Genomic DNA, 12,152 nt, shown 5'->3' with positions numbered 1-12,152 from the left:
TCACCATAGGACCTGTATGGTTCCCGTCCGCATACAATTTCCGGTATGATGGTCACCATAGAACCTGTATGGTGACCGCCCGAGCACAATTTCTGGTGTGCTGGTCACCATAGGACCTGTATGGTTCCCGTCCGCATACAATTTCCGGTGTGCTGGTCACCATAGAACCTGTAACCTCTGGAATCACTGCATTTGCTTGTTCTATCTACCTCAAACTATAAATAGAATAGAACAAAAGACTGAAAAAGCGGTGAATGATAATGAATGAAACGGCCCATTTAGAGATAAAAGGGATGCATTGTGCGGCATGTGTGGTCAGGGTTGAGAAGGTGGTATCGAAGGTTGATGGGGTTTTAGTGGTTAATGTAAATTTAGCCACTGAAAAAGGTCGTGTTTTGTTTGATAATAAACGGACAAGCACTCCAGCTATTATTAATAAAATTGAGAAAATTGGATTTGAAGCAAAGGTTGTCAACCGTAATCGTACTCAGTCGGAGCATGAAAAACGTAAAGAAATTAATAGACTTCAATGGAAGTTTATCATCTCTGCATTACTTTCGATTCCATTATTATGGACAATGTTTTCTCACTTCAATTGGACTTCCTTTATCTATGTACCAGAAATCTTTATGAATCCACTATTTCAGTTGGCATTAACAACGCCAATTCAGTTTATCATTGGATATCAATTTTATGAACGGGCATGGGGAGCGATAAAAAATAGAAGTGCCAATATGGATGTGCTAGTGGTCTTAAGTACATCTGCCGCATATTTTTACAGCCACTATCTCACATTTACATATTTAAATAATCCGAATCATATAAAGGCTGATCTGTTTTTTGAAACGAGCGCTCTCATTATTACATTTATCCTACTAGGTAAGTTAATGGAGGCGAAAACAAAATTACGGACAACAGAAGCGATAAAAAAACTCTATCAATTACAAACGAAGACGGCAACAGTATTTTTAAAGGGAATCGAATCGAAGACACCAATCGAACACATTATTCCAGGGGATATTGTTGTAGTGAAACCAGGGGAAAAGGTGCCAATTGATGGACAGGTTATTGAAGGACAATCGTCTATTAATGAATCGATGCTAACTGGGGAAAGTATCCCTGTGGAAAAAAGCGTTGGGAATCTAGTGTATGCGGGGACAATCAACCAGCATGGTGTTTTTAAAATGAGAGTGACGACAAAAGATTCTGAGACAACTTTATCTCAAATCATTAGAATTGTTGAAGAGGCTCAAGGCTCAAAGGCACCCATTCAACATATTGCAGACAAGGTTACTGGAATTTTTGTACCTATTGTTATCATGATTGCGATCACAACACTTATTGCTTGGTATTTTATTCTCCAACCTGGTCAATTAAATGAAGCAATGGAAAAGGTAATCGCTGTACTAATTATTGCCTGTCCATGCGCATTAGGGTTGGCAACACCTACTTCGGTCATGGTAGGGAGTGGAAGGGCAGCTCAAATGGGTATCCTTTTTAAAGAGGGGAAGTACCTTGAATTATTAAGTAAAAACAATACGATACTACTAGATAAAACAGGAACGATTACGAAAGGTGAACCCGCAGTAACTGATATTTATATGGAACATTACGGTTTGAATGCCTTCTTAGAGTTAATTGGAGCAGTTGAAAATGCCTCAGACCACCCGATTGCTAGAGCAATAGTGAAAGAGGCACAAAAAAAGATTATGAATCTACCAAATGTAAGTCAAGTGTTGCTTTTACCGGGGGTTGGAATTGAAGGAATTGTAAACGGGAAGAAAGTAATAGTATCAAACCCAAAATACCAGCAACAGCTAATTCCTAAAAAGGCGGAGGAACACATACGGAAGCTTCATGGTGAAGGGAAAACGGTCATTGTCGTATCGATTCAATCACGATTTGAAGGGATAATTGCAGTAGCTGACGAAATCAAAACAACATCAAAATTCGCGGTTACACGTATGAAACAATTAGGACTTGATGTGATTATGCTTACTGGGGATAATCAAAATACAGCTGAGGTCATTGCTAAGAAAACGGGAATTCATAATGTATATGCTGAGGTAACTCCTAAGAAAAAGGCAGATATCATAAAAGGGCTTCAAAAGCGTAAAAAGAAAGTTGTCATGGTCGGTGATGGTATTAATGATGCACCGGCATTATCGATTGCAGACGTGGGGATTGCGATGGGAACAGGGTCTGACATCGCAATTGAATCTGGGGATATTACAATTGTTAAAGGTGATTTAAATCGCGTAATCGATGCATTCACTATTAGCAAAAAAACAATGAATAATATTAAACAAAATTTACTTTGGGCATTTTTGTATAATACAATTATGATTCCAATTGCTATGCTTGGATATTTAGCCCCGTGGCTTGCAGGTGCAGCAATGGCCTTTAGCTCAGTATCTGTCGTACTTAATTCTCTCCGATTAAAAAGGGTAAAAATATGATAAAATATTGCTAGGTTAATTGATTAGGTGGGGAAATATGATGTTGCCAATAGAACGCCAAAATAAAATAAGAGAGTGGATTAAAACTGAGAATACACTTAAGGTTTCTGAAATTAGCAAACGACTAGGTGTATCTGAAATGACGATTTACCGTGATGTTAAACCACTAGTTGAGGAAGGGTTAGTCTTAAAAACCTCCGGCGGAATCACACTTACAACCACTCCTGAACATATTCAAAATAAGAATAATTGTACGTATTGCCATAAACCAATTCATTCAGGAATGGCCTATCGCCTAATCCTAAATAATGAACAAATTGAAACAACATGCTGTCCGCATTGTGGACTCCTAAGACATAAGCAATTAGGTGATAAAGTCGTACAGGCAATTTGTTCTGACTTTTTAAGACATACGACGATTAGTGCCTTACATGCTTCTTACGTATTAGACACTTCACTTCATGTAGAATGTTGTCAACCTCAAGTATTAGTCTTCGAATACCAAGAGCATGCGAAAAAGTTCATTAAAGGGTTTGGTGGGTCCGTATATACATTTAGTGAAGCAATGACCAAAGTGGATCAAAAGATGAATGGACAAGAAGGATGCTGTCACAGTGTGAAACCAATGAACTAAAAAAAGAGGATGGCCATTTTATTGGTTCATCCTCTTTTTGTACTTTGTTATTGATCCGTTTGTTGATGCCGAATATAATCAGAGTGTTCAAGAAGTAGTAAGGTATTATCAACCTTTTCTTGCATTCTCTCTGTATTCTTTGTCTTTTTCATCGTCTTTCGATTATAGAGAGCAGATGGGAGCTTTGCACTTGGTGCTACATACATGAGCTTGTCACTAATGAATGAGCCACCAGGCATATAGTACCTCATGCCAAGAAGATTGTTTTTATATTGAAACAGGTTATGCCCCATCATTTGTGTTTGATGCTCAATCCCTAATAAGTTCAATAAGGTCGGCATTAAATCAATTTGTCCGCCAAGTTGTGAGTGGGTTTCTCCATTGAAAATACCAGGAGCGTTAAATATTACTGGGATTATAAAGCGATCACTCAAATTATAATCATGCCCAAGTATTTCTTTTAAAATGTCTTCATCCTTCTCTGTAACAGGAGCCCCATGTAATCCAGAATGGTCCCCATATATAAGGATTATGGAATCATCATAAATACCAGTTTCCTTTAAATGCTCGATAAATTTCCCTATTTGTTCATCTGTATATCGAACCGCCTGTAAGTAGTTTCCGACATATGTACCTTGATAGTCTTCAGGTAGATCAAGATACTGATAATCTTTAGGCATGTCAAAAGGAGTATGATTTGTTAGAGTAATAATATTTGAGTACATTTTTTCATGTGATTCTAGCTGTTCTGGTAGCTCAGACTCTACATATTCAAACATTACTTCATCTGCAGGGCCAAAGCCAATTTCCTTTTCGTTCGGTATTTCCTCATCTGTATAAATATAGTCAAAACCAAGTGCAGGATATAATTTGTCACGACTCCAATATTCAATATCATCGGCATGATATGTAGATGTTCCATACCCATTGGCTTTTAAAGTCCGCACAAGTGAAGGGATTTCGGTATCATCAATGACATTCACAGTTGGATCCATTCCTTCTGGATATAGAGATGTATGCATAATCCATTCAGCATCTGAAGTATTACCGGCACCAATTTGTTGATAGACATTATTGAAATAAGCACTTTCCACCAGTAAGGCATTTAAATTTGGTGTGATTTCTTGGCCATTCACTTTTTGATTAATCGTAAATTCCTGTAAAGACTCGACTTGGATTACAAACACATTTCGATCCTTCGCAAGTCCAAATGTTGAATGTTTAGCAAAAGGTACGTAGTGATTTCCTTTTAATTCTTCTAATTCCTTGTCAGTGATGGCATCATTTGTTGCAAAGGCTTTGCCTAGACTGCGTTCGAATGCTTGAACAAATTGAGACTGAATATAGCCGTGCTCCTTTGCGAAGAAGGAAACATCGATTAAAGGGTAGCGGAAGGCTATAATTGTCATAATAAGTCCGATGCTACTTAAGCCAATCGCCCAGTGCTTCACTTTTGGAAAAGTGATTTGGTACGATTTCTTGGTGAAAAACCAGATAAGCGGGATAATAAGTACGACATCTAAGAAAAATAAATAATCAAATGGGCTACCAAGAAGGGCGACTGTACCCCCAACGGAATGGGATTGATAAATCTGTTTTACGTCATAATAGGAAGGAACAGTTGAAAAATATCTTGTGTAATACATTACAACAATAAAAAGGGTAGATAACCCTAAGTTATATAGCCAAATAGCTAACCAAGTTCTTTTTTTGAATAGGATGATGAGAACTGTCAGCGCAAGTGCCCATATCGGAAATTCAACAAATAACAAATGTAGAAATGATTTATTATCAAAAATCACGATTTGGAATGCTGTAACCTTGATAAATAATACATACATAAGTAGTGCATATGGATGTAAAAGATTATTTTTAATTGTTTTTAATAAATTCATAAACATGATATAACACCTCAGAAATACTATTGTTTCGCAATTGCCTTAACAAGTATTCTAGCACTCTTTAACAAAGGTTGTAAAAGAGAAAACGAACGATTTTACTATTTCCATATATATGCACTTTACATACTCCACATTCTCCTTATAAAGGATCTGTTTTTAGAAACTGTTGCATACATAATGTCTTCATCTTCAAAATTATCTTTTAAATAATCTGCCAGATTCCCTTGATAGACTAATTGAAATAGAGATGAATCTAGTAGATCATGAGGAGTTACAAGAGAAAGGGGCTTTCTAATCTGAATGACGCAAGAATCATTTAATACGGTTGCAACAAACTGTGAACAAAAATAAGCATTCTCTCTTTTGAATTCTTTATTTATCGCAACAGCAAATAATCCTAATAAATTGTATTTATACCGTTGCTTCTGTTCTTCAATTTGTTTGATTCGAATAATCATTTTTTCAAATTGATCCTCAGAAATTGTGCAGCTATAGATGGCACATTTAGCTTCTTTGAATAAACCGGCTTGAAGATTTTCTTTGACGAAGCCCCCGATAAAAGGATTTCTAGGCTTTTTCCTACCGAAGCTGTACACATCATTTAGATCTCGATCAAGGGAAATCGATGCATGATTATATGGCTTTTTTGTAAATAATTTAATCGTTTTTGTAAAAAGTGTTCCTGTATCTGTAAGTAATAAGTATACTTTTCTCTCCATAAAATTGTTCCCCTCTATAAATGAATGGTTTACCGGACATTTCAAAATACCGTTATTATTAACAATAACAGGAGTGTCAAATTTACAAAATGAACCATAGTTCTAATTCCCTTTAGGACTTGAGACTTATTGATGGTAATTTTTAAAAGATTAATTGTTCAATATGTTTTAAGAATATTATAATAATAAAGTGCGAGGGGGTAAACAAGTGATTAAATATAATATAGGTTTGTTATTAGTATTAAGTATCATAGTAACACTTTTTACGGGGTGTAGTTCGGATAAAAAATCTCCGATTGAAGAGCAGCCACAAAAACAGGCTGAAATACAGCCAAAAGAGGATAGAGACCCATCATATATCGAACTTGAAAAAATAATGAATGAGGCTAAAAAAGGGAAGATTCAAGAATCTGCCTTTACTATTTTTGAAAGTACGACGGAGCTAGTGAAAGCGGATATGGGTGAACCAGATAAGGTAGATCAAGCTGGTGAGGGATTTTATGCAACGTATGAAAAAAAGCAAGTCGTATTTGGATATAATATTGGTGGAGAAATCTTTGATATACGTTCCTATTCCCCAAAACTCCATGAAATAACAGAAGAGGTCGTCAAGCACTCTTATGGAGAACCGGATGTGATAAGAAAGGTGAATGATGAAAGTATTTATGTATATAAAGTAGGGGCAAACGTTGAGTTAAAGATTATTATTTCAAATCAATCGAAGGTGATCGATCATGTCTCTGTTTATAATCCGCAACGAATAGAAGCAATAGCCTATTTACTTGATATTAAAGGTGAATCACCACATCTTTCAAAAAAATCCTGGGAATCGATGATGAAGTGGCGCAAAGAAATCGTTGAGTTCTCAAAAGGACAAAACCATATGTATATGAATGGGCCAAATGTAAAAAAGGTAGCCTTAACCTTTGATGATGGACCAGATAGTACTGTCACACCTGGGATTATTAATGTATTAGATCGATACAAGGTGAAAGGGAATTTCTTCTTTTTGGGTAGTCAAATTAATCAGTATCCAGAAGTTGTTAAGGAGGCATATGATCGAGGGCATTTAGTATTAAGCCACACATACAATCATATTGAATTAACAAAGATAGGGCGGGAAGAAATTCGAAAGGAAATTAAGGATACAGGCGAAGCGATTAAATCAATAATTGGAAAAGAACCAGCAATTCTTCGCACACCATATGGGTCAACAAATCAAGAAGTAGCAGATGCAGTTCGTAGTGAAGAGTATTCAATTGTTCTTTGGTCCATCGATTCACTGGATTGGGCACAAAAGGACCCAGATGTTATTGTGGACAACGTCGTCAATCATATTCGCAATGGTGATATCATTTTAATGCATTCAGATTCTGATGAATATGACACGTACGAAGCGTTGCCAACCATAATAGAGGCTTTGCAAAATCAAGGTTATGAGATAGTAGATTTAGAAACGTTATTAGGTGTGAAGGCTTATAAATAAAGAAACACGATGGGGTGCAATGAAATGCTGCCCATCGTGTTTTATTATTACTGTAATCCTTCAATAACAAGTTCTTTCACAGGCAAAAATTCTTCACCAGTATCTAAGTAGTTTACTTTGACCTTATCGCCTTCTTGTAGATAAATGGCTAAAGGATTATTTTCAGATGATGTAATATAGCTTTTTCGATTGTCTAGTAAGAATGAGATCAATGTGAAATCACCTGATTTTTCTTTATAAACCCTTACAACTGTACCACTAATTTGTTTTTCATCAGCTTTTGAACTACCATCTACAGAACTGCCGCCTCTTTGTAAAGCAGTTTTATAGAGCTTTAATGCATCGTTTGGAGTGTTTCCATACACTGATATTTCTGGATTGGCAGCAGAGACGATAAAGTAATTTTGTAAAAATCCATTAGAATCCAACACAGGTGTTAGCCAGCTCGCTTCTCCATAGAAATTGTAGAGAATTGGCATTTTACCTTTCCATTTCTTTTCAATGAATTTCTTTTCAATAATTTGGAGGGCTCCTTGAGAATCCATATATGATTTTTCAAGATTTCCCGTATAATATGTTGCTTTCCCTGTTCTGGCATTCGTAAGAGAGTAACCGAGCATTGAGTCAACACCCTCTTTTGGACTAGTGAAGTCAGTGAAATAATACATATCCCCATTTTCATCAAAAATCGGACTAACATTTGCTTCGGTTCCTTCATCAGATGGTAATCTTACATCTGATTTACCGAATAAACTATTCCAAAATCCATGAACATATTTGCCGAAGTAGCTATTTTGGAGACTAACTGCTTCTGGTGAAACTGAACCATCAATAAATTCAGGAACATTTGCTAAATCATATGATTTTGTGTCTCCATTAACAGGGTTCACAACCACAAGTCCTTTGACAGCAAATCCATTTCGAGCTGAAACAAACTCTCCATATGAACGAATGTAAAATGGTTTTCCTTCGTCATTAATCTCTAATTGTGCTTCCCCATAGAAGATATAATTTGGATACTCCATTCTCATGTGGCGCTCGATATTTTTATTAAAATAGGAAGAAGGTGTGTATATCATTGGCTCTTTAATGAATTTTGGATTCGCAGAAGAATCGGTAGCGCTTAAAATAAAGTACCCAGGTATCTCATCACCTTTTATCCATTTAAAAAGACCAGAAAATTCAGCGGGTGCAATATATACATATTCTCCATTCACCTTTTGAATTTGAAGATTACCAAGCTCGTAATAGCTTGTATTTGGAACTTGTCCAAAGGCCTTCCTCATTTTATTACGTGCAAATTGTGGAGGAACACTTGCCGGAGTTTCCTTTTCATCAAAGGCTGGAATCTCCATCTTTTCATCCATTTTTGTTAGCTCAAACTTCTGATCCGCATTAAAAATTGGTGCAGATAGAAGATAAATGGCAAAGATAAGACTTGCTATGAATAGAACGGATTTGATGACCCTCTCAATTCCTGATGCAATAAAAGCACCCAATGCTGTAACAATAATTGCTAAGAACCATAATGAAGAAAAATTTCGATCAAGGTTGAATAAATAATAGAATAAGAATACAACCAGTAGGATTATGATCAGTGTGATTAAATAGAGTCCAGTATGGATTGACGTTTTGCTCTTTTTATCTCCCTTTTTATTTTTTGAGAAGGGTATAAGAATTAAAGCCGAAGCCAGTCCAACGATAAGTGTAAATAGATATATATTTCCCATATGTTGTCTCCTTTCAAATATAGGCTACCCTATTATTACGATTGTCTTTATGAAAAGTTTCAAAGGGGGTAGAAGAGGACCGTAAAATTAAAAGCGCTCACTATGAGCGCTTTTGTATCAATAAATATCAAGTTTTCCACTTGAGACTTTTAAATTTACTTTATGTTTTCCTGATCCATGGGTCCCTTCGATATCCCCTTTTTCTTGCTTAGAATTATCTAATGGGAAATGATTTGAAATAAGACCGGAGCTTACCTTTGCATTCAATGTAAAATCAGCATCATCAGGAAGGTCTAAGCTTAAAATCCCTGAGCTAACTTTCGCATTAACTGAACCTGTTAATTTGTCCATTTGTGCTTTTAAACGTCCGGATGATACCTTTGCATCAAGCTTTCCTGAATAATCGTTAAGCGTCGTATTTCCAGAACTAACATTTATTGTTCCTTCACCTGTGGCAAGGGAATTTATCGTCGCATTTCCGGAAGCAACATCTTGTGTGAATTCATCTACCTTTAGATTTTTCAAATTTATATTTCCTGATTGAACAGTCACAGATAGTTTTTCAAGCTCCATTTCTGAACCAGAGAATTTCATGTTCCCTGAACCAACGTTAAGTTCTAAATCACGATCATATTCCTCAGGGATATAAATCGTTAATTTCGAGTGATTGAAGATACTAATTATATCAAACCATTTTTTCTTATATTCTACTGTAATTGTATCACCACTTTTACTAACCTTTACTTCACCTTTCCCTTTAAGGTCTGCTTTAATAGTGTTACGGTTTTCTGGAATAATAGTTGCGCTGATTGAATTGATATCAATGTCAATTAAGTCAATCTTGTTAGTCAATTTAACCTCATCTCCATCGCTTCCAAAGGCAAGACCTGGTATCCGATGCAAATTAGTAAATACGAGATACACCCCAATAAGAATAAAAAATATAATAAGAATCTTTTTCAAATGAAAAACCCACTTTCTCAATTTTCGAATGATTTTCTTAATATGTATTCTAATGTACTATACATTGCTAAGGAACGCACTACAGTTATATTTATGGATAAGACTTAGGGCTTACTAACGTAAAAAAGAGCAGATTCCCTTAGAAGGCAATCTGCTCTACTCGTTGTTTGGATCAGTTTCGACCCACTCTTGCGACCAATTTTGAATTTCATCCATTAGAGGCTTTAATGCTCTCCCTTTTTCGGTCAATGAATATTCAATACGTACAGGGGTTTCTGGAAAGACCTCACGATTTACAATTCCTTGACTTTCTAAATCCTTTAACCTTTCTGAAAGAACTCTTCCACTTATACCAATGGAGGATTCAATTGTACAGAACCGTTGAGGACCTGATAATAATTGATAAATAACGAGACCGGTCCAGCGTTGACTTAATAGAGTCATAGCCTTTTCAAATTTGGGACAAATAACAGATTTATTCATACTCGACCACTCCTATATACATAGTATACCTCATTGTAGTAAATAATAAAATTACTTGACAACACTTTGTTATAAAAATATAATAACTTACATAAAGTAAGTTACTAACCGAATTAAAAAATAGGAGGCTTATTATAATGGAATTTCACCGCCCACCACATACATTTATTGGTCAAGTTGATATAAAGGTTTCAAATTTAGAACGTTCACTGTTGTTTTATCAAAATATAATCGGGTTTAAAGTCCTTGAACAATCAGAAAATAAAGCATTATTAACAGCAGATGGAAAGACGGCATTATTATCAATTGAGCAACCAGAAGATATAATCCCAAAAGAACCGAGAACAACCGGCTTATATCATTTTGCAATTCTTTTACCTACACGTGCAGACTTAGGAAGGATTCTTTTGCATTTTATTCAAAACGACATTCCATTAGGAGCTTCAGACCATCTAGTGAGTGAAGCGCTCTATTTAAATGATCCAGATGGTAATGGAATTGAAGTCTATGCTGATCGTGATTCTTCTACTTGGGAATGGCAAAATAATGAAGTAACCATGACGACTGAAACATTAGATGGTCAAAGTGTGATTGAGGAAGGTAGAGGTGAAGCGTGGACAGGACTTCCTACGAATACATTGATGGGCCATATTCACTTGCATGTATCAGAGCTATCAAGGACGGAAGAGTTTTATACGAAGGCGCTTGGCTTTGATGTTGTTACACGATATGGCGGGCAAGCACTGTTTATTTCAACAGGCGGCTACCATCATCACATTGGCTTAAATACATGGAACGGGATTGGGGCACCGGCACCTTCTGAAAATAGTGTAGGATTAAAATGGTTTTCTCTCGTGCTACCGAATGAGGAAGCAAGAAAAACAACGATTGATAAGCTCAAAAGCATGGGAGTTTGGGTGCAAGAAGATGGTGGAGAAATTCTAACAAAGGACCCATCCGGAAATAAAATAAAGCTTGTAATTGCTTAATAAGCATACGAAGTTGACCATTTCAATATACTAATAGTAATGACTGATACTAGTCTTATATAGTGAATATATGCTAGAATTGGTAGTATGTAGTAGACTCTTCTTTCTTGGGAAGGGTCTATATTTTTATATAAGAAAGAAGGAGGAGTTTTATATGAAACTAATTATGAAGTTTTGCAAGGTGTTTGATCCAAGTAAGGAGAATACGTACTATGAACCATAATGAATTTCTCATTGATAAGAAGTATTTTTTGGAACAAGTACGTTATATTGATGAAAATATACAAGATTTGAATCATCTTTATATTTCATCAACACCGCCTCAAGAAAGAGTGAAGGATTTTTATAGCACCTATGTAAGTGAAATTGAACAGTTTTTAGCCGTTTACGATAAAAATGGACCTGTCTCTCCAATACCAAAAGTGTTCATAGGTACGAAAGTGACTGTATTATATGAAGATGATGGTGACACGGAGGAGTTTTATATTTGTTTGCCAAAACAATCAAACCCAGATGAAGGTTACATCTCATTTTTATCACCGGTTGGCAGACAATTATTATTAAAGAATATTGGAGAGAAAATATCCTTAACTATTCCTTCTGGAGCCTTACCTGTTTCAATTAAACAGGTTACATTCGTTGGGAATTTGGCAGTACAGGAAAGTTAAGTTATAGAAACTTAAAAGCGCTTACATGGTGATTTACTGAAACACGATCCAAAAATGGTCGTGTTTTTTCTTTGTGCGCCCTGCATGGGCGAATACTCGGTGGTGAAAGTCCACTACAGG

General features: G+C 35.9%; 10 protein-coding genes. 5 read left to right on the top strand and 5 right to left on the bottom strand.

Features of this window, described 5'->3' with window-relative positions; all coding sequences use genetic code 11:
* Positions 1-260 precede the first annotated feature (260 nt).
* Complete coding sequence (locus MJG50_RS21470) at positions 261-2,459, top strand: heavy metal translocating P-type ATPase (protein WP_240257827.1); 2,199 nt, start codon at positions 261-263, stop codon at positions 2,457-2,459.
* Between the two features lie 40 nt (positions 2,460-2,499).
* Positions 2,500-3,093 carry a DeoR family transcriptional regulator gene (locus tag MJG50_RS21465; RefSeq protein ID WP_240257826.1) on the top strand — a complete coding sequence of 198 codons (594 nt, stop codon included), beginning with the start codon at positions 2,500-2,502 and terminating at the stop codon, positions 3,091-3,093.
* 47 nt (positions 3,094-3,140) lie between these two features.
* Here the strand turns inward: MJG50_RS21465 and MJG50_RS21460 are convergent, their stop codons facing one another.
* Positions 3,141-4,994, bottom strand: a complete 1,854-nt coding sequence (locus MJG50_RS21460; RefSeq protein ID WP_240257825.1) for an LTA synthase family protein — start codon at positions 4,992-4,994, stop codon at positions 3,141-3,143.
* Positions 4,995-5,113: 119 nt separating this feature from the next.
* Entirely contained in the window at positions 5,114-5,713 is a 600-nt protein-coding gene (locus MJG50_RS21455) for a hypothetical protein (RefSeq protein WP_240257824.1), read from the bottom strand.
* Between the two features lie 208 nt (positions 5,714-5,921).
* On the opposite strand from MJG50_RS21455, the gene MJG50_RS21450 reads away from it, so the two are divergent.
* Positions 5,922-7,199 (top strand): polysaccharide deacetylase family protein, encoded by a 1,278-nt coding sequence (locus MJG50_RS21450; RefSeq protein WP_240257823.1) that lies wholly within the window; start codon positions 5,922-5,924, stop codon positions 7,197-7,199.
* Positions 7,200-7,246: 47 nt separating this feature from the next.
* Here the strand turns inward: MJG50_RS21450 and MJG50_RS21445 are convergent, their stop codons facing one another.
* The 3 genes from MJG50_RS21445 to MJG50_RS21435 form a co-directional block, all read right to left on the bottom strand.
* Complete coding sequence (locus tag MJG50_RS21445; RefSeq protein WP_240257822.1) at positions 7,247-8,929, bottom strand: hypothetical protein; 1,683 nt, start codon at positions 8,927-8,929, stop codon at positions 7,247-7,249.
* A gap of 117 nt (positions 8,930-9,046) precedes the next feature.
* Positions 9,047-9,892, bottom strand: a complete 846-nt coding sequence (liaG, locus tag MJG50_RS21440; protein WP_240257821.1) for a LiaG family protein — start codon at positions 9,890-9,892, stop codon at positions 9,047-9,049.
* A 156-nt stretch (positions 9,893-10,048) separates the two neighbouring features.
* On the bottom strand, positions 10,049-10,375 hold the full coding sequence (locus MJG50_RS21435) for a winged helix-turn-helix transcriptional regulator (protein ID WP_240257820.1): 327 nt from the start codon (positions 10,373-10,375) through the stop codon (positions 10,049-10,051).
* A gap of 137 nt (positions 10,376-10,512) precedes the next feature.
* Here MJG50_RS21435 and MJG50_RS21430 point away from each other — a divergent pair, with 137 nt between their 5' ends.
* Positions 10,513-11,364 carry a VOC family protein gene (locus MJG50_RS21430; protein WP_240257819.1) on the top strand — a complete coding sequence of 284 codons (852 nt, stop codon included), beginning with the start codon at positions 10,513-10,515 and terminating at the stop codon, positions 11,362-11,364.
* Between the two features lie 212 nt (positions 11,365-11,576).
* Positions 11,577-12,032: a GreA/GreB family elongation factor gene (locus tag MJG50_RS21425; RefSeq protein WP_240257818.1), complete on the top strand. Its 456-nt coding sequence runs from the start codon at positions 11,577-11,579 to the stop codon at positions 12,030-12,032.
* Positions 12,033-12,152 lie beyond the last annotated feature (120 nt).

The organism is Fredinandcohnia quinoae (genome assembly GCF_022427965.1).
Classification (GTDB): Bacteria; Bacillota; Bacilli; order Bacillales; family Bacillaceae_L; genus Ferdinandcohnia; species Ferdinandcohnia quinoae.
The sequence above is the reverse complement of the archived record's forward strand: the minus strand, read 5'-3'. Positions and strand labels throughout refer to the sequence as shown.

Bases quoted from the DNA above. Each gene is read 5' to 3' on its own strand.
- MJG50_RS21460 (WP_240257825.1), bottom strand. From the start codon at position 4,994: ATGTTTATGAATTTATTAAAAACAATTAAAAATAATCTTTTACATCCA.
- MJG50_RS21470 (WP_240257827.1), top strand. From the start codon at position 261: ATGAATGAAACGGCCCATTTAGAGATAAAAGGGATGCATTGTGCGGCA.
- MJG50_RS21430 (WP_240257819.1), top strand. From the start codon at position 10,513: ATGGAATTTCACCGCCCACCACATACATTTATTGGTCAAGTTGATATA.
- MJG50_RS21425 (WP_240257818.1), top strand. From the start codon at position 11,577: ATGAACCATAATGAATTTCTCATTGATAAGAAGTATTTTTTGGAACAA.
- MJG50_RS21465 (WP_240257826.1), top strand. From the start codon at position 2,500: ATGTTGCCAATAGAACGCCAAAATAAAATAAGAGAGTGGATTAAAACT.
- MJG50_RS21455 (WP_240257824.1), bottom strand. From the start codon at position 5,713: ATGGAGAGAAAAGTATACTTATTACTTACAGATACAGGAACACTTTTT.
- MJG50_RS21445 (WP_240257822.1), bottom strand. From the start codon at position 8,929: ATGGGAAATATATATCTATTTACACTTATCGTTGGACTGGCTTCGGCT.
- MJG50_RS21435 (WP_240257820.1), bottom strand. From the start codon at position 10,375: ATGAATAAATCTGTTATTTGTCCCAAATTTGAAAAGGCTATGACTCTA.